This window comes from Streptomyces sp. NPDC058246 (assembly GCF_042881985.1).
Lineage (GTDB): Bacteria > Actinomycetota > Actinomycetes > Streptomycetales > Streptomycetaceae > Streptomyces.
The window spans coordinates 1-25,440 of record NZ_JBHVWZ010000056.1 but is presented as its reverse complement, the minus strand read 5'-3'; the positions used below and the strand labels follow the sequence as shown (position 1 = coordinate 25,440).

At 71.3% G+C, this 25,440-nt stretch carries 23 protein-coding genes; 8 read left to right on the top strand and 15 right to left on the bottom strand.

Features of this window, described 5'->3' with window-relative positions; genetic code table 11:
• Nucleotides 1-131: 131 nt before the first annotated feature.
• The 6 genes from ACFVXA_RS40010 to ACFVXA_RS39985 form a co-directional block, all read right to left on the bottom strand.
• On the bottom strand, nt 132-902 hold the full coding sequence (locus ACFVXA_RS40010; protein ID WP_383911690.1) for a group II truncated hemoglobin: 771 nt from the start codon (nt 900-902) through the stop codon (nt 132-134).
• A 108-nt stretch (nt 903-1,010) separates the two neighbouring features.
• A complete protein-coding gene (locus ACFVXA_RS40005; protein ID WP_390028676.1) occupies nt 1,011-4,316 on the bottom strand; it encodes a S8 family serine peptidase in 3,306 nt (1,101 codons plus the stop codon).
• Nucleotides 4,317-4,520: 204 nt separating this feature from the next.
• Nucleotides 4,521-5,204, bottom strand: coding sequence for an ABC transporter ATP-binding protein (locus tag ACFVXA_RS40000; RefSeq protein ID WP_362032617.1), 684 nt, complete (start codon nt 5,202-5,204; stop codon nt 4,521-4,523).
• A 41-nt stretch (nt 5,205-5,245) separates the two neighbouring features.
• On the bottom strand, nt 5,246-6,715 hold the full coding sequence (locus ACFVXA_RS39995; protein ID WP_384026212.1) for an ABC transporter permease: 1,470 nt from the start codon (nt 6,713-6,715) through the stop codon (nt 5,246-5,248).
• A 211-nt stretch (nt 6,716-6,926) separates the two neighbouring features.
• Nucleotides 6,927-8,192, bottom strand: coding sequence for an Ig-like domain-containing protein (locus ACFVXA_RS39990; protein ID WP_362032623.1), 1,266 nt, complete (start codon nt 8,190-8,192; stop codon nt 6,927-6,929).
• 209 nt (nt 8,193-8,401) lie between these two features.
• The gene (locus ACFVXA_RS39985) at nt 8,402-8,746 is read right to left on the bottom strand and encodes a hypothetical protein (protein WP_390028675.1); all 345 of its coding nucleotides are present in this window, start codon (nt 8,744-8,746) and stop codon (nt 8,402-8,404) included.
• 110 nt (nt 8,747-8,856) lie between these two features.
• Here ACFVXA_RS39985 and ACFVXA_RS39980 point away from each other — a divergent pair, with 110 nt between their 5' ends.
• Both ACFVXA_RS39980 and ACFVXA_RS39975 read left to right on the top strand, forming a co-directional pair.
• Nucleotides 8,857-9,180, top strand: a complete 324-nt coding sequence (locus ACFVXA_RS39980) for a hypothetical protein (RefSeq protein ID WP_390028674.1) — start codon at nt 8,857-8,859, stop codon at nt 9,178-9,180.
• A 44-nt stretch (nt 9,181-9,224) separates the two neighbouring features.
• Nucleotides 9,225-9,980, top strand: coding sequence for a DUF2625 family protein (locus tag ACFVXA_RS39975; protein WP_362032632.1), 756 nt, complete (start codon nt 9,225-9,227; stop codon nt 9,978-9,980).
• Between the two features lie 83 nt (nt 9,981-10,063).
• On the opposite strand, the gene ACFVXA_RS39970 is transcribed toward ACFVXA_RS39975, so the two are convergent.
• The 5 genes from ACFVXA_RS39970 to ACFVXA_RS39950 all read right to left on the bottom strand — a co-directional run bounded on the left by ACFVXA_RS39970 (nt 10,064) and on the right by ACFVXA_RS39950 (nt 16,211).
• Nucleotides 10,064-11,686 (bottom strand): DEAD/DEAH box helicase, encoded by a 1,623-nt coding sequence (locus ACFVXA_RS39970; protein ID WP_384026203.1) that lies wholly within the window; start codon nt 11,684-11,686, stop codon nt 10,064-10,066.
• A 178-nt stretch (nt 11,687-11,864) separates the two neighbouring features.
• A complete protein-coding gene (locus ACFVXA_RS39965; protein ID WP_168510673.1) occupies nt 11,865-12,068 on the bottom strand; it encodes a cold-shock protein in 204 nt (67 codons plus the stop codon).
• A 209-nt stretch (nt 12,069-12,277) separates the two neighbouring features.
• Nucleotides 12,278-13,816: a histidine ammonia-lyase gene (hutH, locus tag ACFVXA_RS39960; protein WP_383911720.1), complete on the bottom strand. Its 1,539-nt coding sequence runs from the start codon at nt 13,814-13,816 to the stop codon at nt 12,278-12,280.
• 266 nt (nt 13,817-14,082) lie between these two features.
• On the bottom strand, nt 14,083-15,234 hold the full coding sequence (locus ACFVXA_RS39955) for a sensor domain-containing diguanylate cyclase (protein WP_362034055.1): 1,152 nt from the start codon (nt 15,232-15,234) through the stop codon (nt 14,083-14,085).
• 170 nt (nt 15,235-15,404) lie between these two features.
• On the bottom strand, nt 15,405-16,211 hold the full coding sequence (locus ACFVXA_RS39950) for an enoyl-CoA hydratase/isomerase family protein (protein ID WP_390028673.1): 807 nt from the start codon (nt 16,209-16,211) through the stop codon (nt 15,405-15,407).
• 256 nt (nt 16,212-16,467) lie between these two features.
• Between ACFVXA_RS39950 and ACFVXA_RS39945 the strand changes: the two genes are divergently transcribed.
• Nucleotides 16,468-17,265 carry a hypothetical protein gene (locus ACFVXA_RS39945; RefSeq protein ID WP_383748006.1) on the top strand — a complete coding sequence of 266 codons (798 nt, stop codon included), beginning with the start codon at nt 16,468-16,470 and terminating at the stop codon, nt 17,263-17,265.
• Between the two features lie 583 nt (nt 17,266-17,848).
• Here ACFVXA_RS39945 and ACFVXA_RS39940 read toward each other — a convergent pair.
• Together ACFVXA_RS39940 and ACFVXA_RS39935 are read right to left on the bottom strand one after the other, a co-directional pair.
• Nucleotides 17,849-19,048, bottom strand: coding sequence for an adenylate/guanylate cyclase domain-containing protein (locus ACFVXA_RS39940; protein ID WP_383748004.1), 1,200 nt, complete (start codon nt 19,046-19,048; stop codon nt 17,849-17,851).
• A gap of 315 nt (nt 19,049-19,363) precedes the next feature.
• Nucleotides 19,364-20,278, bottom strand: a complete 915-nt coding sequence (locus tag ACFVXA_RS39935) for a biotin--[acetyl-CoA-carboxylase] ligase (protein ID WP_362034046.1) — start codon at nt 20,276-20,278, stop codon at nt 19,364-19,366.
• A 175-nt stretch (nt 20,279-20,453) separates the two neighbouring features.
• Here ACFVXA_RS39935 and ACFVXA_RS39930 point away from each other — a divergent pair, with 175 nt between their 5' ends.
• Together ACFVXA_RS39930 and ACFVXA_RS39925 are read left to right on the top strand one after the other, a co-directional pair.
• The gene (locus tag ACFVXA_RS39930; protein WP_362034043.1) at nt 20,454-22,046 is read left to right on the top strand and encodes an acyl-CoA carboxylase subunit beta; all 1,593 of its coding nucleotides are present in this window, start codon (nt 20,454-20,456) and stop codon (nt 22,044-22,046) included.
• 32 nt (nt 22,047-22,078) lie between these two features.
• Nucleotides 22,079-22,288, top strand: coding sequence for an acyl-CoA carboxylase epsilon subunit (locus ACFVXA_RS39925; RefSeq protein WP_383911711.1), 210 nt, complete (start codon nt 22,079-22,081; stop codon nt 22,286-22,288).
• Between the two features lie 15 nt (nt 22,289-22,303).
• Here ACFVXA_RS39925 and ACFVXA_RS39920 read toward each other — a convergent pair whose 3' ends face one another.
• Nucleotides 22,304-23,446: an SGNH/GDSL hydrolase family protein gene (locus tag ACFVXA_RS39920; RefSeq protein ID WP_362034037.1), complete on the bottom strand. Its 1,143-nt coding sequence runs from the start codon at nt 23,444-23,446 to the stop codon at nt 22,304-22,306.
• 183 nt (nt 23,447-23,629) lie between these two features.
• Between ACFVXA_RS39920 and mmpB the strand changes: the two genes are divergently transcribed.
• Nucleotides 23,630-23,758, top strand: a complete 129-nt coding sequence (gene mmpB, locus ACFVXA_RS39915) for a morphogenic membrane protein MmpB (protein ID WP_268240534.1) — start codon at nt 23,630-23,632, stop codon at nt 23,756-23,758.
• A 54-nt stretch (nt 23,759-23,812) separates the two neighbouring features.
• Nucleotides 23,813-24,433: a nucleoside triphosphate pyrophosphatase gene (locus ACFVXA_RS39910; protein WP_362034033.1), complete on the top strand. Its 621-nt coding sequence runs from the start codon at nt 23,813-23,815 to the stop codon at nt 24,431-24,433.
• A gap of 66 nt (nt 24,434-24,499) precedes the next feature.
• On the opposite strand, the gene ACFVXA_RS39905 is transcribed toward ACFVXA_RS39910, so the two are convergent.
• Nucleotides 24,500-24,991, bottom strand: coding sequence for a hypothetical protein (locus ACFVXA_RS39905; protein ID WP_383911717.1), 492 nt, complete (start codon nt 24,989-24,991; stop codon nt 24,500-24,502).
• Nucleotides 24,992-25,346: 355 nt separating this feature from the next.
• On the opposite strand from ACFVXA_RS39905, the gene ACFVXA_RS39900 reads away from it, so the two are divergent.
• Nucleotides 25,347-25,440 (top strand): biotin carboxylase N-terminal domain-containing protein (locus ACFVXA_RS39900; RefSeq protein ID WP_280842533.1); only part of this gene is annotated, 94 nt, incomplete at its 3' end.

The window sequence follows — 25,440 nt, the reverse complement described above, 5'->3', positions numbered from 1 at the left end:
GTTCCCCGCGCCCCTGTTCAGGGGCGCGGGGAACCGCGCGACCGGGACCTGGGGCGAAGCCCCGGTAGCGGACGGGCAGGGGCGGCGGGGACAGCGGTGGCGGTGGCGGCGGGGGCGAAGAAACCCACATCTCACCCCCGGTACGGCGGTGCGGACCCCCAGGTCCACCTGGGAATCGGCTGCTCCCCCGGCGGCGTGGCGTCCGGGCCGGAGAAATAGACGGCCAGCCGCGTCCCCCACTCCGCGTACGCCACGAACGCGGAGCGGAACTCGGCGTCGGTCGGGAGGCCGGCATCGTCCGCCGCGTCCTGGAGGAGGTTCACCCAGCGCCGGCGCTGGGGCTCCGTGATCCCCTTGCCCAGGTGCTTGGCGACCATGTGACCATGTCCGCCCTGGGTCTCGGAGTACGCCGGCGGCCCGCCGAAGACCTCGCTGAGCCAGAGGGCGACATGGGCGGCGTGTTCGGGGGCCAGGTCCGCGAACAGGGGCGCGAGGAGGTCGTCCTTGAGCACCTTGTCGTAGAAGACCTCGGTCAGGCGGCTGAAGGCCTCCGCGCCGCCCGCCCAGGCGTACAGGGTCGGTACGGAGGCGCCCGAACCCCGGACCGTCGTCGGCTTGTAGTGGCGCATCTCCTCGATGTCGCCGATGTAGGGGCGGATCTCGGCGAGGAAGTCGGGGAAGAGCTCCGACTTGCGGAAGCCCTCCACGTGGTCCTCGGTCGACGTCCAGGTGATCCGCAGGATGAAGTGCTCGAAGTCATCCTCGCAGCGCGCGAGTTCGTAGTCGACGCACTGCGGGGCCGCGGCGAGCTGGGCGGCGGCCCGGGTGTAGGCGGCCAGGAACTCCGCCGACTGCTGCTCGGGGATCCGGTACCGGATGTATTCGACAGTCGAAACGGTCATGCCTCCACAGAAACACGGACGGCCCGTCGGAAGCTCTCCTTCCGACGGCCCGTCCGGTCGTGTCAGCGTTCAGCGAAACCCGGCCGCCGACACCTCACGCCTGGCGCCTTACTTCGCGTAGTACGCGTTGTAGATCGAGATCGTCGACTTGTTCCCCTTCTTGTCGGCGATCTTGGCGTGGAACGAGATGCCCTTGCCCTTCGCCGGGTTCTTGAAGGTGATCTTGCCGTTCCTGACGTCGAGCTTGGTCCAGGTCTGGCCGTAGTCGTACGACACGTACACGGCCAGCGACGCGAGGTTGGAGCCCGCGGCCGCGCCCTGGACGGTGACCGGGATGGTGACCTTCTGGCCGGCGGGGCCGCGGCTGTCCAGGCCGAGGGACGCGCCGAAGCGGGCCGTGGAGACCGGCAGCTTCACCGAGTCGGCCTTCTTGGAGCGGAACGACCAGCTCGCGTCGATCCGCGTGGAGGCCGCGGCCACCTTCACGGAACGCGTGATGGACGTGGTCAGCTTGTACGCCGCGTCCGCGTCCGGCACCTTGAACTGGCCGCTGCCGTCCAGCGGGTCGTCGGTCCCGGCGACCTTGGTGCCGTTGCGGTACAGAGCCGTCTTGACCGAGGTGTAGACGGACGCCCCCGCGTGCGACTGACCGTCGGCGAACACCGGCAGATAGCCGCTGATGTACTGGCCGTCGCGGTAGACGCCGTACAGACCGCCGATCTTCGGGCCGAAGACGCCGGTGTTGAACGTCTTCGTGTAGCTGTTGCCCGCCTTGAAGGTCTGCGGGTCGCCCAGGGTGTAGAACGCCTGGCTGATCGGGTAGCCCTGGGCGTCCTTGCCGCCGTACTGCTCGAAGTCGAGACTCCACTGGACCTGTTCACCGGTGGACACGTGCAGAGTGCGGGTGCCCGGCAGCTTCTGCTCGACGGCGACCCCGAAGGCGAAGTCGTCGGGCAGGTAGCCGTACGCGGTCACCGCGCCCGTCTTGCCGGAGGAGGCGGCGCCCAGGTTGGTCTTCACCGTGGCCAGGTCGCTCGCCTTGTAGTGCTTGACGTGCGCGCCCTGCAGCTTGGTGACCTTGGCGCCGGTGAACACGTCGTACTCGGCGTCGTCGCCCTTCGTCCAGATCCCCGACCAGCTCTGGGACAGACCGGAGGAGACCGCCGGGCCGATGTGGCCCACCCGCAGTTCCTGGAAGGACGGCATGCCGATGCCCATGCCGAAGCCCGCCGGGTCGTACGTGTACGAGACGAGGCCCGAGACCGGCTTCGCCTGGGCGTCCGGCACCGTGATGTCGGCCGACTTGGCGGTGCGCTGGTCGACGGTCACCGTGGTGTTCTTGGTGACGCTCAGCTTGGGCTGGACCAGCCAGTCGAGGCCGCCGTCGAGGTCGGTGAGGTTCTTCACGAACTGGGCGTCGAGGGTGTAGTTGCCCTTGGGCACCCGGATGGTGTCCGTGGCGCCGGTGCCCTGCGCGAAGTAGTCATGCCCGTTGCCCTGACCCGAGAAGCCGTACAGGTCGGTGAGGTGGATGGGCTGCTGCCCGTCCCGCACCAGGTAGTTCAGCGTGACGTCGTACGACTCCACCTCGCGCTGCACCGCGGCGGCGGTCCGCACCGACTGGCCGCCACCGGTGGCCGTCACATACGCCGAGTACGCGCCGTCCGTGGTGCCGCCCAGCTTGGTGTCGACCGTGACATCGACCGCGGCCTTGCCGCCCGCCGGGACCTTCACGGTCTTGGCGCCGAGCGTGAAGAAGCCCGAAGGAGCCGCCTGGCCCTTGGGGTTGGTGGCGGTCGCCGACAGGGTGAGGGTGACGTCGGTCTTGCCGAGGTTGCGGTAGGTGAGCTGCTTGGTCACCGGCTTGTCGTCGGTGTGCGGCCACTGCTGGGTGCCGAAGCTGACCGAGTTCGGGTCGGCGAGCACGGACTGCTTGATCGCCTTGTCGACGGCGATCCGGCCCGAACCCTGCTGGAACGGCGTGTACTTGCCGCCCTTCGCGGAGCCGGTCAGCGCGCTCTTGAGCTCGGCGAACGTCCAGTCCGGGTGCTCCTGCTTGAGGATCGCCGCCGCGCCCGCCACATGCGGGGTCGCCATCGACGTACCGGAGATCGTCAGATAGCCCGGGGGCTTCTCGCCGACCTCCTTGTCGATGAGGCTGCCCGGGGCCGCGGCCGCCGTGATGTCCACGCCGGGTGCGGTCACATCGGGCTTGATGGCGCCGTCGAGGCCGGGGCCGCGGCTGGAGAAGGACGCCAGCTTGTCGTTGTCGTCGACCGCGCCCACGGTGAGCGCGTCGGCGGCGCTCCCCGGGGAGCCGACGGTCTGCTCACCGAAGTCGCCGTCGTTGCCCGCGGCGATCGCGAAGAGGATGCCCTTCTGCTCGGAGAGCTTGTTGACCTCGGCTTCGAGCGGGTCGATCTCCGGGGTGTCGCCGCCGCCCAGGCTGAGGTTGACGACGTCGGCGCCCTGGTCGGCCGCCCACTCCATGCCCGCGAGGATGGAGGAGTCGTCGCCGTAGCCGTCGTCGCTGAGGACCTTGCCGTTGAGGATCTTCGCGCCGGGCGCGACGCCCTTGTACTTGCCGTTCGACTTGGCGCCGGTGCCCGCCGCGATCGAGGCGACGTGCGTGCCGTGGCCGAACTTGTCGGTCGCGTCGGCGGAGGTGGAGAAGTTCTTCGCCGCGATCACCTGGTCCTTGAGGTCCGGGTGGGTCGCGTCGACGCCCGTGTCCAGGACGGCGATCTTGACGCCCTTGCCGTCGTAACCGGCCGCCCACGCCGTCGGCGCGCCGATCTGCGGCACGGACTTGTCCAGGCTCGCCTTGCGGACGCCGTCCAGCCAGACATGCGCGATACCGGATGCCGCGCTGCCGCCGTTGGTGACCGCCGACCACAGCTGCGCCGCGTCCTGCTTCGGGGTGAGCACCGCGTCCGCGTTCAGGGACTTCAGGGTCCTGCGGAGGGTGCCCGCCTCGCGGACGTCGGCCTTGGCGGCGGTCGCCGCTCCCTTGTAGCCGACGATCAGCTTCAGGCCCTGCTTCTGGGCCTTGCGGGTGGCCGCCTTGTTCAGCTCGGTGACGTCGAAGAGGCGCTGGTCGAGCTTGCCGGCGGCTATCAGGGGCCGGGCGTCGGCGGGCACCACGAGCGTGTGGCCGGCCGCCTTGCGGACCGTCACGGGTATGTGCTCGCGGCCCTTGGCCCGCTCGAAGCCGACGACACGGCCCTTCGCGTCGACGGCCACCCGGTCACCGGTGATCAGGGTGATGTGCTGCCGGGCGGTGAGCCCGGCGGCCTTCTCGGCCGCCGAGGCGCCGCTCGTGTGCTCCGCCTTCGCCGACGCCGGGCTGGTCATTCCCGCCGCCAGGGCCACCGAGGCCGCCACGGCCACGGTCGCCGCGCACGCTCTTTTCACTTGTCTGCGCAAGTCTCCCCCTGGAGATAGGTCCGGGCGAATTCCCCATTCGTCCGGCCGGGGGACGTCTCGTACGCACGCGCGCACACCCCCCGGAATACGCAAGTATGCCCGGGGGGTGATCGACCGCTCAATAGAGAGGCGACAGTGAAGAGTTGACGGAGTTGTTCCGCTCCGCTCCCACGCTCCCCCTTTTATGCTCCTTTATGCTCCCGCGTTCTCCTTGACAGTGATCCTGCCCTTGCGGATCGTCGCGAGCCGCGGGGCCTTCTTCGCGATCGCGGAATCGTGCGTGACCATGATGAAAGTGAGCCCGTGCTCCTTCCACATGGTCTCCAGTACGTCCATGATCTCGTCGCGCATGGACTCGTCGAGGTTGCCGGTGGGTTCGTCGGCGAGCAGCACCTTCGGCTGCTTGACCAGGGCACGGGCGATGGCGACGCGCTGCTGCTGACCGCCGGAGAGCTCGGCGGGCAGATGTCCGCGGCGTTCGCCGAGGCCCACCGATTCCAGTGCCGCGGCGGCCCGTTCGCGCCGCTCCTTGGTCTTCACCCCGAGCGGTACGAGAGCGGTCTCCACGTTCTCCTGCGCGGTGAGCGTGGGAATCAGGTTGAAGCTCTGGAAGACGAAGCCGATGTTCTCGCTGCGCACCTTGGTGAGCTTCGCCTCGGACAGCTTGGCCATGTCCGTGCCGTCGAGTTCGACACTGCCCGCGGTGGGGCGGTCGAGCCCGCCGAGCATCTGGAGAAGGGTGGATTTTCCGCCACCGGTGGGGCCCTGGATGACGAGCCGGTCGCCGTCCCCGATGGTCAGATCGATACCGGCGAGCGCGTCGACCGTTTCCTTGCCCCGCGTATAACGCTTGGTGACGCCTCTGAGTTCGTACATGGTGCAACTCCTGGGATACGTAAGTACGTAATGGGCGGGGCTTATTCGACGCGGCGCAGGGCGTCCGCGGGGCGCAGCCGGGAGGCGCGCCAGCCGCCGAAGGCGCCGGCGATCAGGCCGCCGGTGACGGCGAGGGCGACCGCGACGACGATGGTGTTGAGGCTGACGGGCGCGGTGAGCGCGACGTCGAGGGCCTTGGTCGCCGCCTGCCGGGCGGGACCGCCGAAGCCGCCGCCACCGCCACCGCCCGGACCGCCACCGCCCGGACCGCCGCCCGAACTGCCCACCTGCGCCTGCAGGGTGGGGCTGATCTCCGTGACGACATAGGCGCCCGCGAGGCCGAGCGCGATGCCGAGGGCGCCGCCGACCAGGCCGTTGACGATGGCCTCACCGACGACCTGGCGGGTCACCCGGCCCGACTTCCAGCCGAGCGCCTTGAGGGTGCCGAACTCGCGCACCCGGCGCGAGACGGCCGAGGAGGTGAGCAGACCCGCGACCAGGAACGCGGCCACCAGCACCGCGATGGACAGCCACTTGCCGACGTTCGAGGCGAGGCTGGAGGCGGTCGACAGGGAGCCGGAGACGGTGTCGGCGAGGTCGGCGGAGGTGGTGACCGTGGTACCCGAGATGTTCTTCTGGATGGTGCTCTTGACGCCGCTGATCTGCTGCGAGTCCGACGCCTTGACGTAGATCGTGGTGACCTTGTCCTTGGAGTCGCTGAGCGTCTGCGCCTGCTTGAGCGGGATGTAGAGGTTGGCCGCCGCGTCACCGCTGTCCGGCGTCGCGATGCCGATCACCTTGTACTTGACGCTCTTGATGGTGACGGTGCTGCCGACCTTGAGCTTCTTCTCCTTGGCGTACGACGTGTCGGCGACGACGACCTTGGAGTTCGTCTCGGACGTCTTGAACGTACGACCGCTGGTGATCTTCGACGAGGTCAGCGGGCCGAGGGCCGGCTTGGTGACGTCGGTGCCGTAGACCGAGTAGTTGTTGACGTCGAAGTTGGCTCCGCCGCCCTTGACGGTCCCCTGGGGCGAGGGCTGGGCGCCGCCGCGGCCGCCCTGCTGGTTGCCGCCGTTCGGGTTCTGCTGGAACTGACCCCGGGTGAACTGGCCGTTGACCCGGATGACCTGGAGGCTCAGCCCGCCGACGGAGTCCGCGACGCCCTTCTGCGAGTCGACCTTGGAGACCGTCGAGGCGGCCAGGGTCTGGAAGCCCTGGACCATGACGCGGTCGCTGCTCTGGTCCGTGTCGGAGCCGTTGTCCTGGGCGTCGAAGTTGAAGCGGGGGCGGTCGCTGCTGCTCGACGTGGGCGCCGCGGCCTTGGTGACCGTCATGTCCGTACCCAGCCCGTACAGCGACTGGAGGACCTTGCCCTGGGCCTTCTCCATGCCCGAGGACACGGAGCTGACCACGATGACCAGGGCTATGCCCAGGGCGAGTCCGGAGGCGACGACGAGGGCCGCCTTTCTGCGGCGGCGCAGTTCGCGCCTCAGGTAGGTGAAGAACATGGCCGCAAGCTAGGTACGGCTCGTGATGGCGGGATAAGGCCGGGATAAGAGAACGATGAGAAGGCTGTGGTTCACCCGTTGACGGGACTGTGCACAGCCTCGGAACCCTGTGTTCCGCGGAGCGGCCGCCGGCAGCTCGACGGCGACGGCCCGCACCCCTGGCGGGGTGCGGGCCGTCGCACGAGCGGCTGTCGTATGCGTCGGGTCTGCGTCAGACGGCCGAACCGGCCTTCCACGCCGCCCAGTCCAGGTTCCAGCCGTTGAGGCCGTTGTCCGGGGCGATGGTCTTGTCGCCGGTGTTCTTGACGACCACGACGTCACCGATCAGCGAGTGGTTGTAGAACCAGGCCGCGGAGGTGTTCGGGTCGTTGGCGCCCTTGGTGTCGGAGAGGCCGACACAGCCGTGGCTGGTGTTCACCGCGCCGAAGATGGACTTGGCGCCCCAGTAGTTGCCGTGGATGAAGGTGCCGGAGCTCGACAGACGCATGGCGTGCGGGACGTCCTTGATGTCGTACTCGCCCTTGCCGTCGTTCTTCGTGAAGCCGACGGTCGAGCCGTCCATCCGGGTCTCCTTGAACTTCTCGGAGATCACCATCTGACCCTGGTAGGTCTTGTGGTCCGGAGCGCCCGCGGAGATCGGGATCGTCTTGATCGTCTTGCCGTCCTCGGTGACCGTCATCGTCTTGGTCTGGGCGTCGACGATGGAGACCTGGTTGCGGCCGATCTTGAAGGTGACCGTCTTCTGCTGCACGCCGTACACACCGCTCGCGCCCTCGACGCCGTCGAGGTTGAGCTTGAGGGTGACGGTGGAGCCGCCGGTCCAGTAGTTCTCGGGGCGGAAGTCGAGGCGGTTGGCGTTGAACCAGTGCCCGACGACCTCCTGGCCGCTGCTGGAGGAGACGGTGATCCCCTTCTGCACGGCGGCCTTGTTCGTGATCGCCTTGTCGAAGTTGATCGAGACCGGCATACCGACGCCGACCGTGGAGCCGTCCTCCGGCGTGAAGTTGCCGATGAAGCTGTTGGCCGGGGAGACCGTGCTGAACGACGCGTTCTCGTGGGCGACGCGGCCCGCGGAGTCGGTGGCCTCGGCCGCGATCTTGTACGTGGTGGCGCGGTTCAGCTGGGCGGAGGGCTTCCAGCTCTTCTTGTCGGCGGATATCTGACCGGCGACGGCGGTGCCGGACGCGGTCTGCATCGTGACGGACGTGAGCGTGCCCTTGCTCACGGTGACCGCGGTGCCGTTGTTGATCGAGGCGTTGTCGGAGCCGTCCTTGGGCGTGATCTTGATCTGGGCCTCGGAGGTCTTCTTGGCAGCCGCCTCGTCGACCTTGGCCTGCGACGAGGTGTCGCCGCCGCTCGAGGCGCCTGCCTTGTCGCCTCCGCTGCACGCAGAGAGCACCAACACCCCGCCGAGCAGTGCGGACGCGGCCATCAGGCCCTTGCGCCGCTTACTGTCCGTCATCACACGCTTCTCCATCGTTGCCGAATACCCGAAAAGAACACGAGAGCCCCGTAAGAACCTTCAACGCTACGACCGGTTCGGCCCGTTCCACATCCCGTGGATGTGTGGGGCACACCACGTCCAGACACTGGACCGGGTGGTGCGGATGTGGCCTGCGCGTCTGCTGAGACGAGGAAACCCCGGACGGCGGTTGCCGCCCGGGGTCACGAATTTCCCAAGCCGCGTCAGCCGCGAGCGTCTTCTTCGTCGTCCTCGTCAGCATCATCCTCGTCGAGGTCCCAATCCGGCGAATCGGGATCGTAGTCAATGGGCTCACTGCTCCAGGAGGCCTGCGCGAGCTCGATCCCGGGCACCTCGCTGACCAGGTCGAACGGGTCCACGAGATAGGCGAGGGCCTCGGCAGTGTCTTCCGTCACTGCGCTCTCGGCGTGCGTCCGCTCGTCGGCCGGCATGGCGGAGTCGTCGGCGATCCGGCGCAGCGCGGCCTTGGTGACGGCGTCGGCGTCGGCGACTTCCAGCACCAGTTCGACACGAAGCCGTACAAACTGTGATGTCTCAGGAGTACTCATGGGACGGAGCGTACGACCCCGGGGTTACGCGACTTTCCCACGACCCGCGCCTTTCATTAGCATCGCCCCACACGGCCAATTCGCCAGCGCCACAAGGGGATCGATATTTCGTGTCCGCCGCACGTCGATCGTTGTTGACCGCCACCGCAGCGGGGACCCTCCTGGGGGCCCTGTGGTTCGTCCCGTCCGCCAACGCGACCCAGGACGCACCCGCCCCGAGAGCCTCGGCGTCAACCTCCGCGACGACGACCACCACCAGCGCGGTGCAGGCGTCGACGGGGTCGGGCACCGGGACGAGCGAGGAGCAGACCCTGCTCGCCGACACCGGAAGCGTCGACACGACGCCGTACGTCGTCGGTGGCACCCTCTTCCTCGGCGTGGGCGCCGGGTTCGTGACCTATTCGGTGCGCCGAGAGCGCACGATGGCCTACTGAGGTCGGTGCTCCGGCCCGGAAATCCCAGAATCCGCGGGGAATCCATGCGAGATCTGACCGAGTTGACCGACGTCGCGGAGCCGGCCTGGCCGCGCCTGTCCGAGGCACTCGCCACCAGCGGCGTGTCGATGGACGTGCTGCCCGGCGACCCCGCACAGGGCCGCTCGACCCTGCTCCAGCTGCAGATCACCGCGCGCTCCTGGCTGGGCGCGATGGCGCTCAACTGCGGCGGAGTGGTGCTGGACAGCGGGTGGCTGCGCATCTACGGCAGCCCGGGCGCCGCTGCCGGGCCGTCCACGGGACTGCCGGGCGCGCCCCCGGACCTGCCCAGCCTCGCCGAGGTCAACGGCTTCCCCGAGCGGTTCGACCCCGGATGGCGCCCCCCGGGCGGCCTCGTCGTCGGCCATGACGTGCTCGGCGGGGTCTTCGTGCTCAACGGGCCCGAGCCGAGGTCGGTGGGGCGCCCCGGCGGTCCCGGCGAAGTGGTCTACTTCGCGCCGGACTCCCTGCGCTGGGAGGCCCTCGAAGTGGGGCACGCGGCGTGGCTCAACTGGCTCCTGGAAGACGGCACGGACCACTTCTACGACACGCTGCGCTGGCCCGGCTGGCGGGGCCAGTCGGGCCAGCTGAAGGCGTCCCAGGGGATCACGTTCTTCCCCTACCTCTGGTCGGCCGAGGCCCGCCGCGATCTTCCCGCGGCGAGCCGCCGTGTCCTGCCCATGGCCGAACTCCTCGGTCTGCACCGGGATTTCGCCACAGAGCTCGACTCCGTCGACCCGGGGTTCCTGGGCAACGTGTGATCCGCCGGGGGTGCGGGAAGCCGCCCCCGAACCGCGGGTGATCCGTGGCTGGTCGCGCGGTTCCCCGCGCCGCTACGGGCCGCTTACGCGGCCCGGCGGCCGCCGCCTTGGCCGCCTCGCTCGGTGCGGCGCTGCGGAGCGCGCCCGCGGCCGCCGGAGCGACCGGTGGCCGCCCCGCCGCCCGTGTCGTCACGGCGGCCGTTCGCGGCCCCACCGCCGCCGGTACGGCGGCCGGTGGCGGCGCCGCCCGCCGCGCCCGTGCCCGACGGGCGCCTGGCGCCACCCCCGGTCCGGGGACGGGACTTGGGCCGCTGCTTGGGCTGTTCGGCGGGCTGGGGGACCTCGATGACGACCGGGACGCCGGAGGGCTCGCGGGCGCCGGTGAGACGGGCCAGTTCCTCGTCGCTGGACTTGACGCGGGCGGTGCGCGGGGTGATGCCGGCGTCCGCCATCAGGCGGGTCATCTCGCGCCGCTGCTCGGGCAGGACGATGGTGACGACGCTGCCGGACTCCCCGGCGCGGGCGGTGCGGCCGCCGCGGTGGAGGTAGTCCTTGTGGTCGGTCGGCGGGTCGACGTTGACCACGAGGTCGAGGTCGTCGATGTGGATGCCGCGGGCCGCCACGTTGGTGGCGACGAGCGCGGTGACCTGACCGGTCTTGAACTGGTCGAGGGTGCGGTTGCGCTGCGGCTGGCTGCGCCCGCCGTGCAGCGCGGACGCCCGTACGCCGTTGGCGAGCAGCCGCTTGGTGAACCGGTCGGCGCCGCGCTTGGTGTCCACGAACAGGATCACCCGGCCGTCGCGCGCCGCGATGCGCAGGGCGACGGCCTTCTTGTCGGTCTCGTCGGCGACATGCAGCACGTGGTGCTCCATGGTGGTCACCGCGCCCGCGGAGGGGTCGACGGAGTGCACGACGGGGTCGGTCAGGAACATCCGTACGAGACGGTCGATGTTCTTGTCGAGCGTCGCCGAGAACAGCAGGCGCTGACCGCCCGGTTCGACCTGCTGGAGCAGCGCGACGACCTGCGGCATGAAGCCCATGTCGGCCATCTGGTCGGCCTCGTCGAGGACGGTGATCGCGACCCGGTCGAGGGCGCAGTCGCCGCGCTCGATGAGGTCCTTGAGCCGCCCGGGGGTGGCCACCAGCACCTCGGCGCCGCGGCGCAGCGCACCGGCCTGCCGGCCGATCGACATACCGCCGACGGCCGTGGCCACACGCAGGTTCACGGCGGTCGCGTACGGCGTCAGCGCGTCGTCGACCTGCTGCGCGAGCTCGCGGGTGGGGACCAGGACGAGGGCGAGCGGCTTCTTCGGCTCGGCCCGGCGTCCGGCCGTACGTGCGAGGAGGGCGAGCCCGAAAGCGAGCGTCTTGCCGGAGCCGGTGCGGCCGCGGCCGAGGACGTCGCGCCCGGCAAGGGAGTTGGGCAGGGTCGCGCCCTGGATCGGGAAGGGCTCGGTGACGCCCTGCGCCGTGAGCGTCTTCGTCAGCGCGGCGGGCATGTCCAGCGCGTCGAAGGATTCGACGGCGGGCAGCGCGGGCGTGAGGGTCTCGGGCAGCGAGAACTCCTGCGGCGGCGCGACCTTGCGGGCACCGCCCTTGCCGGACCCCCGGCCGGTGTTCCGGCCCGCGTTCTTGGCGGAGCCACCGGTCTGGGTGGCGCGTGCGTTTGCCGGCCGCTTACGGACGGGACGTTCGGATCGAGTCATGCTGGATCTGGATTTCCTTCCTGGGCCCACGGACTGCACGCACCGCATTTCACCGCACGCACTGCATTCACTGCACGCACTGCAACTGATAGCGCACACAGCACTGACAGCACTCACAGCGCGAGCCGGGACCCGCACCCGAAGGTGCGGGTCCCGGCTCTGGAAAGCGCGTCCCGAATCAGGCGGGGACGATGTTCTCCGCCTGCAGGCCCTTCTGGCCCTGGGCGACGTCGAACGAGACCTTCTGGCCCTCCAGCAGCTCACGGAAGCCGGAGCTGGCGATGTTGGAGTAGTGGGCGAAGACGTCGGGGCCGCCGCCGTCCTGCTCGATGAAGCCGAAGCCCTTTTCCGAGTTGAACCACTTCACGGTGCCTGTAGCCATTGTTTTCTCCTGAGAGGTAGCGGACCCAATCCGGAGATGCACCGGGAGAAGCCGGAGTTGCCGGTAAAACAAAACGCGCCTGCGGAGGATTCCGATCAGGCGCACAAAGTAAATGGGTACCAAAAACGTATCAATGAGACAGTAGCACACTTCTGGCGGTGCCTGGGACCACCGTCCGGCGGACAGCGGCCCCAGACACCGGACAGGCCCTAGGCCAGCGGCCCCGTGACCGGCTCCACCGCCGCCACTACGTGGCCCGCGCGCACGAAGGCGTCGGCAGCCTCCAGGTCCGGGGCGAGAAAGCGGTCCGGGCCGGGGCCCTGGACGCCGGCCGCGCGGACGGCGTCGATGACCGCCTGCGACGCCGGGGCCGGGGCGAGGCCCTCGCGCAGCTCGATCGCGCGGGTGGCGGCGTACAGCTCGATGGCGACGATGCGGGTCAGGTTGTCGACGGCGGTGCGCAGCTTGCGCGCGGCCGACCAGCCCATCGACACATGGTCCTCCTGCATCGCGGAGGACGGGATGGAGTCCGCGGACGCCGGTACGGCGAGCCGCTTCATCTCACTGACCAGCGCGGCCTGCGTGTACTGGGCGATCATCAGGCCGGAGTCGACGCCGGCGTCGTCCGCGAGGAACGGCGGCAGGCCGTGCGAGCGGTTCTTGTCGAGCAGCCGGTCCGTGCGGCGCTCGGCGATCGACCCGAGGTCGGCGGCGGCGATGGCGAGGAAGTCGAGGACGTAGGCGACCGGGGCGCCGTGGAAGTTGCCGTTGGACTCGACGCGGCCGTCGGGGAGGACGACGGGGTTGTCGACCGCCGAGGCGAGTTCGCGCTCGGCGACCGTACGGGCGTGCGCGAGGGTGTCGCGTCCGGCGCCCGCGACCTGCGGGGCGCAGCGCACGGAGTAGGCGTCCTGGACGCGCGGGGCGTCGTCCTGGTGGTGCCCGGTGAGCTCCGAACCCTTCAGCACGGCCAGCATGTTGGCGGCGCTGGCGCTCTGCCCGGGGTGCGGACGGATGGCGTGCAGTTCGGGGGCGAGGACCTTGTCGGTGCCGAGCAGCGCCTCCAGCGAGAGGGCGGCGGTGACGTCGGCCGACTTGTAGAGCGCCTCCAGGTCGGCGAGGGCCATGACCAGCATGCCGAGCATGCCGTCGGTGCCGTTGAGGAGGGCGAGGCCCTCCTTCTCGCGCAGTTCGACGGGCGCGATGCCGGCCTCGGCGAGCAGCTCGCCCGCGGGCCGTACGACACCGTCCGGGCCCTCCGCGTCCCCCTCGCCCATCAGCGTGAGCGCGCAGTGGGACAGCGGCGCCAGGTCGCCGGAGCAGCCGAGCGAGCCGTACTCGTGCACGACCGGGGTGATCCCGGCGTTGAGGATGTCGGCCATGGTCTGCGCGACCTCGGGCCGGACGCCGGTGTGCCCCGAGCAGACGGTCTTGAGCCGCAGGAACATCAGCGCGCGGACCACCTCGCGCTCCACGCGCGGGCCCATCCCGGCGGCGTGCGAGCGGACGATGTTGCGCTGCAGCTGGGCGCGCAGCTCCGGGCTGATGTGCCGGGTCGCGAGGGCACCGAACCCGGTGGAGACGCCGTAGACGGGCTCCGGCTTGGCGGCCAGCGCGTCCACGATCTCGCGGGCCGCGGCGAGGGCCGCCACCGCCTCGCCGGAGAGCTCGATCCGGGCGCCGTCGCGCGCCACGGCGAGAACGTCGGACGCGGTCACCCCGGACGTCCCCACCACCACAGTGTGCATATCCATATTCAGGAGCGTACGCAGTGAATTCGATGATGTCACTAGTGGGTGGCCGGTTGACCCCTTACTTCGACGTACGTCACAGAGGACGGCCCACGGGGGCGAGCAGCCGGCGCCACCGCCGGGGTCCATGGCGTCCCCGCGCAGCCCGCGTCCCCGCCAGGGCTCATGACGTCCCCGGGCAGCCCCGTCCCCGCCAGGGCTCATGACGTCCCCGCGCAGCCAGCGTCACCGCCAGGGTTCGTGGCGCCCACGGGCAGCCCGCGTCACTGTCGGGGTTCGTGGCGTCCACGGAAGCGGCGGCGCTCCCCCTCCGTGGGCGACGGCGCGTCCGCGAGGCGCATGACCGGGTCGTCGGGCCCCTCGCGCCCGGCGACCACGGGTTTCGCCGCGCGCACGGCCTTGGCCCGGTACTGGGCCGCGTCGGCGAGCCGGAACAGCCGACGGGCGGAGCGTACGGGTCCGATCGGATCCTCGGTCGAGGCGACCCCGCACGCCACCCCCTCCCCGAGCTCCAACTCGGCCGCCCGGCGGCAGAGTTCGTCGGCGATACGGACGACCTCGTCCGCCGCGGGGCCCACCGCCAGCAGACAGAACTCGTCGCCGCCCAGGCGTGCGGCGAGGGTGCCCGGGAGCATGGCCCCGCACAGGGACAGCACGGATCCGAACCGCTCCAGGAGCCGGTCGCCGACGGCGTGCCCGCGGGTGTCGTTGACGCGCTTGAGCCCATTGAGGTCGCAGACGACAAGACTGACCACGACCCCGTCCCCCTTGTGCTGCTCGACGGCCTCGTCGAGGCGTACGTCCACGGCGCGGCGGTTGGCGAGGCCGGTGAGGGCGTCCGTGAACGCCAGCCGCCGGGCCTCCTCCAGACGCTCGGTCTGGGCGATCCCGGCCGCGACGACGGAGGCGAGGACGGTCGCGAAGTCGGCGTCGGCCCGGACGAAGACGGGGGCGGCGGCCGGCCGGGCCACATACAGCTCGCCCCACGCGCGGCCGTGCAGGACGATGGGCGCGACGACGCAGCAGCCGCGGCCGCGTCGGCGCAGGGCGGCGACGCGCTGGTGGCAGTAACCGGCGTGGCCCCCCGCCGGGCCCCCCGCCGTCTCCACCCAGGCGTTGGGCTCGCCGCCGCCCGCCCAGCGCTCGTGCAGGAACTCGGTGATCTCCGGGAACTGGTGCACGGGGTAGGCCTCCCCGTCGGGGAACTCGTCCTCGTCCTCGGCCCGGTCGCCCACGTTGACGAGGACCCTGAGCCGGCCGAGCTCGCGCTCCCAGACGGAGAGCGCGGCGAAGCTTCCGGCCAGCGCGTCGCAGGCGCCGAGCGCGGCGGCCCGCCACGACTCGCGCGGGGTGTGCGCCGCCGCCATCCCCTGCGCCAGCGCCACCACAGCCCTCAGCCGCCTGTCCTCACCCATCACCCCAGGCTAGGTACAACTGTGACATTTAGGGATATTGGTGCGGCGAACAGGGGTCCGGGGGCTCGGGTCCGGGGGGCTTGGGGGCGGGGGCTTGGGGGCCGTGGGCCGGTCCGAGGGGTCCCCGGGTGACGGGCAGGGATGGCAGGGGCGGCGGGGGCGAACAGCGTCTACTCCCCCGGCCACTCCGGCGTGCGCTTCTCGTTGAAGGCGGCGACGCCCTCCGCCCGGTCCCCCGAGAAGGCGACGGACCGCCAGGCGGCGTCCTCGACCTCGAGACCCGCCCGGAGGTCGAGCCCCTGCCCGAGCCGCAGCGCGCGTTTGGCGGACCGCAGTCCGACCGGCGAGTTCGCGGCGATACGCGCGGCGAGGGCGAGGGCTTCCGTACGGTCCTCGCCCGCGTCCACCAATTCGTCCACGAGCCCCAACTCCCGCGCCTCGACCGCCTCCAGCCGCCGGGCCGAGAAGATCAGCTCGGCCGCCCGCGCGGCCCCGACCCGGCGGGGCAGCAGCTGCGTACCGCCCCCTCCGGGGATCACCCCGACCGACACCTCGGGCAGCCCCACGACCGCCGTACGGTCGGCCACGATCAGGTCGCACGACAGCGCCAGCTCGAACCCACCGCCCAGCGCGAAGCCGTGCACGGCGGCGACGGTCGGCATCGGCAGCTCCAGCACACCGGTGTACGCGGCCCGCGCGACGGGCCGCTGACGGACCAGGTCGGCGTCGGAGAAGGAGTTCCGCTCCTTCAGGTCGGCACCGACGCAGAAGGCCCGCTCATGGGTGGAGGTCAGCACGACCACCCGCGCCTCCCGGTCGGCGGCGAGCGCCTCGCACGCACCGGCGATGGCGCGAGCCATGTCCGTGGACACCGCGTTCATGGCCTTGGGCCGGTCCAGGGCGAGCTCCGCGACGTACCCGTGCCGTCGTACGGCGACGAACTCCCCGAACCGCCGCTCGTCCCCTTGCTCCGCCATGACACCCTCCCGGTTAACGCGGGTTAACAACCGACGCTCCGATCATCGCAGCCGAAGCCGCCCGACGAAACCCGCCCCCCGCCCGTCCCCCGAACCCGTCCCCTCGAACCCGTCCCCTCGAACCCACCCCCGCGCCCACGACTCCCCGTTCGAGTGACATCCCGCCCAACTCCCTCCCCGCGCCCGCAAACCGCGCATAACCTGCGCTCCGCCGCGGCGCATTCGGGGGGCGCGGGCGCATTGGGGAGGGACGACCATGACGAACCACGAGACACCGCAGGCCACAAGGCCCGGCCGGGAGCCCCGGCGCGCGCCCTCAGGGTCGGTGCATGCCCCTTCGGCCGACGGTGCGTCGGTCCGTCCCGCGGCGGCCGGCGGTGCGTCGGCCGCTTCCCGGGCCCTGGGCGGCGTAGCACGTCCCGCACTCGACACCACGGGCACCGAGGCCCCCGGCACCGGCGAGCCGGCCACCGAGCCGCTCTGGCCCCGCCCCGTCCGCGGGCGGCATCGCCGGCCCCGGCCCCGGCGGGTGGTGTTCGCCGTGGGAGGACTGGCGCTTGCCGCGGGGGTGTTGAGCTTCGTACGGATGACGCCGGAGTCGGTGATCGGGGGCGGCGGGAGCGCGGAGGCCGAGCCGACCGGGGCGAGCGTCACGGACACGGCGGGCAACGCCGTCACCACCGTCGAGGCCGTGCCCTCCGCCGCACATCCGGTGGCCGCCAGGGCGACGTCCGTGCTGGGCGGGGCGAGCGCTACGCCCACCTCGGGCGTGAGCCTCGTACCGACGCCGCCGGCCCCGACGACCGCCGCCCCCGGGGCGATCCCGTCGCCGCACGGGAGCGGCCCCGCGGCCGGCCCGCCCGACACGACCGGCATTCCCACCGCCCCGCTGACCACACCACCCCCGGCCGCGAGCACGCCCGCCGCCCCGCGGCCCAACCCGAGCGCGACCACTCACCCCCCGACCCCGCGGCCCGAGCCGCCGGTCGTATGCGTGCCGATCGTCGGGATCTGCGTGGACGATCTGACGGCACCGCTCGGCGGCCGTCACTAGGGCCGACACGAGCAGACCGGCCCCACCGGTCCTCAGCCCGCCCCGGCCATTCCACGGCCCCGGTCAGTCGCAGGGCAGCCTGAGCGCGCCGCTCGGCGCCCCCCACCAGAGCCGACACGAGCAAACCGGCCCGCCGGTCCTCAGCCGGCCCCGGCCACTCCACGGCCCCGGTCAGTCGCAGGGCGACCTGACGGCACCACTCGGCGCCGTCCACCAGAGCCGACACGAGCAGACCGGCCCCGGCCGGTCCTCAGCCGGCCCCGGCCACTCCACGGCCCCGGTCAGTCGCAGGGCGACCTGACCGCGCCGCTCGGCGCCCCCACCAGAGCCAACACGAGCAAACCGGCCCGCCGGTCCTCAGCCCGCCCCGGCCACTCCACGGCCCCGGTCAGTCGCAGGGCGACCTGACCGCGCCGCTCGGCGCCCCCCACCAGAGCCGACACGAGCAGGCCGCCCCGGGCCGGCCCTCAGCCGGTCCACGGCCCCCGGTCAGTCTCGGCCGGCCCCCGCCGGTGCCGCCCGGCGCCCGCCGGTACGGCCGGTCCAGCCGGTACGGCCGGTCCAGCCGGTATCGCTTCCGGCCTTACTCCGCGTCCCGGCGGGCGAGCAGCCAGGGCTCGATCACGCCGAGGCCGCGGACCGGGCGCTGCCACATCGGCTGGAGGGCGAAGCGGTAGGAGGGCGGTTCCTCGCCCTCCTTCTCCGCGGCGGCGGCGAGTTCGGCGGCCTCCGCCTCGGAGACGGGCGCGTCCCCGGTGTGGACCAGTTCCTCCGCGAAGGCGCCGTCCACCAGAACCGCGTCGCGTGGCGCTATCGACGTGAGGCGGGAGGCGAGGTTCACGGTCGTGCCGAACACATCACCCATTCGGGTGGTCACCGTGCCGAAGGCGATGCCGACGCGCAGCTCCGGCATCGTCTCGTCGTTGGCCATCGTCTCGATGAGCCGCAACGCGATCTCGGCGGCGATACCGGCGTCGTCCGCCGCGAAAAGGACCTCGTCGCCGAGGGTCTTGATGAGGCGGCCACCGTGCGCGGCCACCAGATCCGCCGACGTGGTCTCGAAGGCCTCGACGAGCTCGCCGAGCTCCTCCTCCTCCATGCGGCGCGTCAGCCGCGTGAAGCCGACGAGGTCCGCGAAGCCGACGGCGAGGCGGCGGTCGACCATCTCCTCGTCGTCTCCGGCCTGGACGACCCGGCCGGTCGCGGCGGCGAGCTGGCGCCGCCAGACGTAGACGAGGAACTCCTCCAGCTCGGGCAGCAGCAGCTCCATCAGGGGGTACGTCACCTCGGTGCGCGTCATCCCCGGTTCCGGCGGCTCGGTCAGGCCCTCCAGGAACGAGTCGATCTGCCATTCGGCCAGACGGGCGGTGGTCTGCCCGGTGGAGCGGGCGACCTGCACCGCCATCGCCTCGCTGAGCAGGCCCGCCTCGACGAGACCGGCGAGGCGGCGCAGCGCGAGGACGTCCGCCTCCGTGAGCGCCTTGGCCTGGCCTATGTCGGCGAAGCCCATGGCCCGCCAGAAGCGGGAGGCGAGCTCCATGGAGACGCCCGCGCTGCGGGCCGCCTGGAAGGGGGTGTAGCGGCGCTCGGCGCCGAGGATCAGCCCCTCCAGGCGCAGCGCCAGGGGGTCTTCCTCGGAGTCCGGGTCGGGGTGCGCGTCCACTCGGCCGTCCGTGTCCGCCCGTGCGGGCGCCGGGTCGTTGATCGGCTCGGCGGTACGGCCCGGCTCGCCGTCGGGGCCGGGGTGGGCACCCGTGTCGGAGCCGGTGTCGTCGACGGTCACGCCTGCTGCCCTTCCGATCTGCCGCGGTCAGGTATCGACCGCGCTCAACTCTACGACAGGTGTGCGCTGGCTCACTCCTGACGCCGGGGTCCAGGTCGGGAGGTTTCCCGCCCCCTCCACTCCCACCCAACCCGCACCCGGGCAGCTCCGCCCCCCGGACCCCCCGTATCAGCCCGAACGGCCTCGCCCGTACGCCGGACGAACCGTCCCCGTACGCCGGACGAGCCGTCCCCGACGCCGGACGGGCTCGCCCCCGAAACGCCGGACGGCGACGGCCTCGTCCTCCATCGCCGGACGGGCTGGACGATTCAGCCCTTACGCCGGCCGCACATGCACCACGTCCCCCGCCCCCACCGGCTCCTGTACGCCCTCCTCCGTGGCGATGACCAGGCGTCCGTCGCCGTCCAGGGCGACCGCCTCGCCGGTGAGGGAGCGACCCCCGGGCAGCTCGGCACGGACCACCCGTCCGAGGGTCGCGCAACCGGCCGCGTACGTGTCCTGGAGGCCGGACGCGACGGGGTCGCCGCCAGCTGCGCGCCAGCGCTCGTACCACTGCTCCAGGGACCGGAGCACGGCCCGCAGCACGGTGTCACGGTCCGTGGTCCGCGCGCCCGCCAGCGCCAGCGAGCCGGCCCCCGGCACGGGGAGTTCGTCCTCACGGAGGGTGACGTTGATGCCGATGCCGACGACGACCGCGTCCGGCCCGGCCCGCTCCGCGAGGATGCCGCCGGCCTTGCGTTCCTCACCACCGACGGTCACCAGCAGGTCGTTGGGCCACTTGAGTGCCGTGTCGACGCCGGCGGCCCGGGAGAGACCCGTCGCGACGGCCACGCCGGTGAGCAGCGGCAGCCAGCCCCAGCGCTCGACGGGGACCTGGGTGGGCTTGAGCAGGACGGAGAAGAAGAGGCCGGAGCGGGCGGGCGCCGTCCACTGGCGGTCCAGGCGGCCGCGCCCGGCGTCCTGTTCCTCGGCGACGAGGACGGTCCCTTCGTCGGCCTTCTGCTCCGTGGCGAGGGCGACGAGGTCGGAGTTGGTGGACCCGGTGCGCTGCACCACCTCGACAGCGCGCCAGAGCCCGTCCTCGCGGACCAGCGCCCGGCGCAGGGAGGCCGCGTTCAGCGGCGGACGGTCCAGGTCGGACCACCGGTTGTCGTGCGCGTCTTCATGCGCGTCTTCATGCGCGTTGTCGTGCGCGTCGTCGTTCGCGTCTGAGGCATCTCGCGGCGTCATGCAAGCCACCCTAGGTGTGGTAAACGCCGCACTGCCGAACGGTAGGCACGCCACTACGCTACGGATGAGTAGCAAACCCCACTTCTGAGCACCTCACCCGAGCAGATCACCCGAGCACCGCACCTGAGCACGTCCCCCTCACGTCCCCCTAGAGCAGGCAGGGAGCCGCATCCCGATGTCCGAGCCGGAAGAGCTGCAACACCCCGACATCCACACCACCGCGGGCAAGCTCGCGGACTTGCAGCGCCGCATCCAAGAGGCGACGCACGCCGGCTCGGAGCGCGCCGTCGAAAAGCAGCACGCCAAGGGCAAGTTGACGGCCCGTGAGCGGATCGAACTGCTCCTCGACGAGGGGTCGTTCGTCGAGCTGGACGAGTTCACGCGGCACCGCTCGACGGACTTCGGCATGGAGAACAACCGCCCGTACGGCGACGGTGTGGTCACGGGCTACGGCACGGTCGACGGACGCCCGGTCGCCGTGTTCTCGCAGGACTTCACCGTCTTCGGCGGCGCCCTCGGCGAGGTCTTCGGCCAGAAGATCATGAAGGTGATGGACTTCGCGCTGAAGACGGGCTGCCCGGTCATCGGCATCAACGACTCGGGCGGCGCCCGCATCCAGGAGGGTGTCAGCGCCCTCGGGATGTACGGGGAGATCTTCCGCCGCAACACGCATGCGTCCGGCGTGATTCCGCAGATCAGCCTGGTCGTCGGGCCCTGCGCGGGTGGCGCTGTCTACTCCCCCGCGATCACCGACTTCACCATCATGGTCGACCAGACCTCGCACATGTTCATCACCGGCCCGGACGTCATCAAGACGGTCACCGGCGAGGACGTCGGCTTCGAGGAGCTCGGCGGCGCCCGGACGCACAACGCCGTGTCGGGCGTGGCCCATCACATGGCGGGCGACGAGAAGGACGCCATCGAGTACGTCAAGCAGCTGCTGTCGTACCTGCCGTCCAACAACCTCAGCGAACCGCCGGTGTTCCCGGAGGAGGCGGACCTCGCCCTCACCGACGAGGACCGCGAGCTGGACACGATCGTGCCGGACAGCGCGAACCAGCCGTACGACATGCACGCGGTGATCGAACACATCCTGGACGACTCCGAGTTCTTCGAGACGCAGCCGCTGTTCGCGCCGAACATCCTCACCGGCTTCGGACGGGTGGAGGGCCACCCGGTCGGCATCGTCGCCAACCAGCCGATGCAGTTCGCCGGCTGCCTGGACATCGACGCGTCCGAGAAGGCGGCCCGCTTCGTCCGCACCTGCGACGCCTTCAACGTCCCCGTCATCACCTTCGTCGACGTGCCGGGCTTCCTGCCGGGCGTCGACCAGGAGCACACCGGCATCATCCGGCGCGGCGCCAAGCTGATCTACGCGTACGCCGAGGCGACCGTCCCCCTCATCACGGTCATCACGCGCAAGGCCTTCGGCGGCGCGTACGACGTCATGGGCTCCAAGCACCTCGGCGCCGACCTCAACCTCGCCTGGCCGACGGCCCAGATCGCGGTGATGGGCGCGCAGGGCGCGGTCAACATCCTGCACCGCCGCACGATCGCCGCCGCCGAGGACCAGGAGGCCACCCGGGCCCGCCTCATCCAGGAGTACGAGGACACGCTCCTCAACCCCTACACGGCGGCCGAGCGCGGCTACATCGACGGCGTGATCATGCCGTCCCAGACCCGCGCCCATGTCGTACGCGGGTTGCGTCAGCTGCGCACGAAGCGGGAATCACTGCCTCCGAAGAAGCACGGCAACATCCCCCTCTAGGCCCCCGGAACCTTGGACCCTTGGGAGCACATATGACGATCAAGGTCGTACGGGGCAATCCGACCCCCGAGGAGCTGGCCGCCGCGCTGGCGGTGGTCAGGGCGCGCGCCGCGGCGGTGGCCTCCGCCCCGTCCGGCGCGCACCACGAGCCGGACGCCTGGGCGGACCCCTCCCGGCTGGCCCTGAGCCGCGTGCCGGCCCCGGGCCCGAAGGCGTGGGGCCGCACGTACTGGCCCGGCTAGGGCCGGACAGACCACCTAGGGCAGCACCCCGGCCACGGCTTCGGCCAGCACCGCGTACCCGGCGTCATTGGGGTGCAGGTGATCGCCGAAGTCGTACGCCGGGTGCAGCCGGTCCGGGTCGGCCGGATCGGCCAGGGCGCGGTGCGGATCCAGCACCGCGTCCCACTCCCCCTCCCCACCGCCGCGAATCCATTCGTTCACCTCGTGGCTCACCTTCGCCGCGTGCTCGCCCCAGTGGTCGGAGCCGCCGAAGGGCAGCAGGGTCGCGCCGATCACCCGTAGCCCGCCGGCCCGCGCCTGCCGAATCAACTCCCGGTAGCCGTCGATGAGTTCGGCGGCCTCGACGACCGGCGCGGGCCGGTACGTCGGCTGTTCGTCCGTCTCGCTGAAGCCGATGTCGTTGAGACCCTGGAGCACGACGAGGGTGTCGACGCCCGGGTGGCCGAGGACGTCGCGTCCGAGGCGGTGGACGCCCTTCTCGCCGTACCAGGCGGAGTCGTTCAGCAGCAGGTTCCCGCCGATGCCCGCGTTGAGGACGGGCCGCCCGGTGCGTTCGGCGAGTGCGTCGGACCAGCGGCGGTTCGCGCCCGGGGTCGAGCCGAAACCGTCCGTGATGGAGTCCCCGAAGAGCGCGACGGCGTCCGTACGGCCGCCCGTGTCGACCTCGACGGCCGAGAGGACGTACCAGGACTCGGTCGCCTCGCCGAAGCCCCGCCCGTCGAGGTCGTACAGGAGCTCGCCCGCGCCCCGGTAGCTGGTCGCGAAGGCCTGTGCGTGGAAGGTCGCGGGCCCGGTGACGGCGTCGAAGTGGAGCGTGACGGTCACCGAGTCCAGGGACTCCAGGGCGAGTCCGGCCGGATCGCTGACGACGTGCCCGCGCGCGGGGATCTCGACGTGGTCGGCTCCCCCGAAGGTGAGCCGCCGGACCGAGCCCGCCTCCACGGCGGCGCCTTCGCCGGTACGGGCCACGGTGGCGCCCGAGATCCGCAGCGGCGAGGTGCCGTACGCGTGGGAGAGCCGGATGCGGAGCCGGTCGCCGCCCGCGGTGAGGCGGACGACCTGGCGCAGCGACTGGCGCCAGAAGCCCTCCCTCGACCAGTTGGGGGTGAAGCCTTCGCTGGGGAGCTGGGGCGAGGCGGTCCAGGCGGTGGTGAACACGGCGGTTCCCTTCCGACGTCCCGGCCACCTCCCTAAAAGGGACCGGAGTTCCTTTAGTGATACCGACGACCGTAGCAGTCCGTCCCGCACTAAAGAAACCCCAGACCCATTTACACGGGATGTACGCAAGTTGAGTACGCGTACTCAGGCGCCCGGACCCGTCACCGCCGCACGATCGAGAACATGCTGTGGTCCGACCCGGAGGACGAACCCCCCAAGGAACTCCGCGACATGCAGGACATGTTGCGGCGCCTCGGCGTTCTCATGGCGCTGGCCATGGTGCTCGCGATGATCGTCCTCGGCATCAGATGAGTGCCGTCGGCAGCGGCCGGGGCATCACGCCGGGCGCGCCGATACGCTGACCGCATGACCGATCAGCCGCGCCGCCGCCTCGTCCTCGCCTCGCAGTCCCCCGCCCGGCTCAACCTGCTGCGACAGGCCGGACTCGCCCCCGAGGTGATCGTGAGCGGGGTCGACGAGGACGCCGTCACCGCACCCACCCCCGCCGACCTCGCCCTCGCGCTGGCCGAGGCGAAGGCCTCCGTCGTGGCGGCGAAGCCCGAGGTGCAGGGCGCGCTGGTGATCGGCTGCGACTCGGTCCTCGACCTGGACGGCGAGGCGCTCGGCAAGCCCGCGGACGCCGAGGAGGCCACCGCCCGCTGGAAGGCCATGCGCGGCCGCGCCGGCACCCTCCAGACGGGTCACTGCATCTACGACACGGCCGCCAAGCGCTACGCCTCGGCGACCGCGTCCACCGTCGTCCGCTTCGGCGAGCCGACCGACGAGGAGATCGCCGCGTACGTCGCGTCCGGCGAACCCCTTTACGTGGCGGGCGCCTTCACCCTCGACGGCCGCTCCGCCCCGTTCATCGAGGGCATCGACGGCGACCACGGCAACGTCATCGGGATCTCGCTGCCGCTGGTGCGCCGCCTGCTGGCCGAACTGGGCGTCGGGATCACGGAGTTGTGGACACCGCGGGAGAAGTGACGCGGGACGCCGGGAGCCGGCGGCCGCGCCAGGAGCCGGCGGCCGGAAGTGAGCCGGTAGCCGGGCTCAGGAAGCCGACGGGGCCGGAGGGGCGGTCACCGGCGCTCCTCCCCCGTTGCCGCCGGTCTTGCCGTCCTCGGGGACGGCGTCGGACGGACCGGCGGCCACCCGGCGGTCGTACGCCATCAGGGTGAACACGATCAGCCCGAGCACCACCATCATGAAGGCGAACGCGCCCCAGCCCACCAGGCCCACCGTGAACGCGCCGAGCAGGGCGTGCACGACGGCGGCGCTGATGAGCAGGATGCGGCCGACGAGGCCCGGCGCGCGGTCGCGCAGGGCGACCAGCAGGGCGACGAGAGCGCACGCCGCGAAGTAGAGGCCGAAGACCAGGCCGCCCACCTTCGACGACACGGACATCGCGTTCGAGTCGAGGCCGGCCAGGGACATGTCCTGCCGGTCGACGACCACGCCGAGGAACCAGTTCAGCAGCGCGATGCCGATCGCCTCCGCGAAGAGCACGATCGCCGTCACCCACGCCACCGGTCTGCGCACCACCGGTCCCCACCCACTTCCGTGTGCTGTTACCCCAAGTACGTTCGAGACATCGTGAACGCTACTAACGGGTAAACGTGGGGACAAGAGGTCGGCCACGGGCAAAGAATCATTGGGCCATTCGTAGGGACTCCACAAAGAAACGTTGTGGGGCGCGGCACGGAGTCACAGAGACCTTGACCACACAGGAGGGCTAGGGTTCAGGCAGGGATTCCTGCGTGCCGCGGCGCGACAAGGGATTTCGCGGGTCGGGCGAGCCTCGCATCACGCTCCGTGTGGGCAAGCTCACCATTGGGGACGGGTCGAAAGGTCGTGTCGGCAGTCCCTAAACTCGGCTTGTTTCAAGGAGGGAGCCATCGTGCGCAAGGTGCTCATCGCCAACCGTGGCGAAATCGCTGTCCGCGTGGCCCGGGCGTGCCGGGATGCCGGGATCGCGAGCGTTGCCGTGTATG

Excerpts from the sequence above, each read along its gene's own strand:
- ACFVXA_RS40010 (WP_383911690.1), bottom strand. The coding sequence starts at position 902 with ATGACCGTTTCGACTGTCGAATACATCCGGTACCGGATCCCCGAGCAG.
- ACFVXA_RS40000 (WP_362032617.1), bottom strand. The coding sequence starts at position 5,204 with ATGTACGAACTCAGAGGCGTCACCAAGCGTTATACGCGGGGCAAGGAA.
- ACFVXA_RS39995 (WP_384026212.1), bottom strand. The coding sequence starts at position 6,715 with ATGTTCTTCACCTACCTGAGGCGCGAACTGCGCCGCCGCAGAAAGGCG.
- ACFVXA_RS39990 (WP_362032623.1), bottom strand. The coding sequence starts at position 8,192 with ATGGAGAAGCGTGTGATGACGGACAGTAAGCGGCGCAAGGGCCTGATG.
- ACFVXA_RS39985 (WP_390028675.1), bottom strand. The coding sequence starts at position 8,746 with ATGAGTACTCCTGAGACATCACAGTTTGTACGGCTTCGTGTCGAACTG.
- ACFVXA_RS39975 (WP_362032632.1), top strand. The coding sequence starts at position 9,225 with ATGCGAGATCTGACCGAGTTGACCGACGTCGCGGAGCCGGCCTGGCCG.
- ACFVXA_RS39970 (WP_384026203.1), bottom strand. The coding sequence starts at position 11,686 with ATGACTCGATCCGAACGTCCCGTCCGTAAGCGGCCGGCAAACGCACGC.
- ACFVXA_RS39965 (WP_168510673.1), bottom strand. The coding sequence starts at position 12,068 with ATGGCTACAGGCACCGTGAAGTGGTTCAACTCGGAAAAGGGCTTCGGC.
- hutH (WP_383911720.1), bottom strand. The coding sequence starts at position 13,816 with ATGCACACTGTGGTGGTGGGGACGTCCGGGGTGACCGCGTCCGACGTT.
- ACFVXA_RS39955 (WP_362034055.1), bottom strand. The coding sequence starts at position 15,234 with ATGGGTGAGGACAGGCGGCTGAGGGCTGTGGTGGCGCTGGCGCAGGGG.
- ACFVXA_RS39950 (WP_390028673.1), bottom strand. The coding sequence starts at position 16,211 with ATGGCGGAGCAAGGGGACGAGCGGCGGTTCGGGGAGTTCGTCGCCGTA.
- ACFVXA_RS39945 (WP_383748006.1), top strand. The coding sequence starts at position 16,468 with ATGACGAACCACGAGACACCGCAGGCCACAAGGCCCGGCCGGGAGCCC.
- ACFVXA_RS39935 (WP_362034046.1), bottom strand. The coding sequence starts at position 20,278 with ATGACGCCGCGAGATGCCTCAGACGCGAACGACGACGCGCACGACAAC.
- ACFVXA_RS39930 (WP_362034043.1), top strand. The coding sequence starts at position 20,454 with ATGTCCGAGCCGGAAGAGCTGCAACACCCCGACATCCACACCACCGCG.
- ACFVXA_RS39925 (WP_383911711.1), top strand. The coding sequence starts at position 22,079 with ATGACGATCAAGGTCGTACGGGGCAATCCGACCCCCGAGGAGCTGGCC.
- mmpB (WP_268240534.1), top strand. The coding sequence starts at position 23,630 with ATGCTGTGGTCCGACCCGGAGGACGAACCCCCCAAGGAACTCCGCGAC.
- ACFVXA_RS39910 (WP_362034033.1), top strand. The coding sequence starts at position 23,813 with ATGACCGATCAGCCGCGCCGCCGCCTCGTCCTCGCCTCGCAGTCCCCC.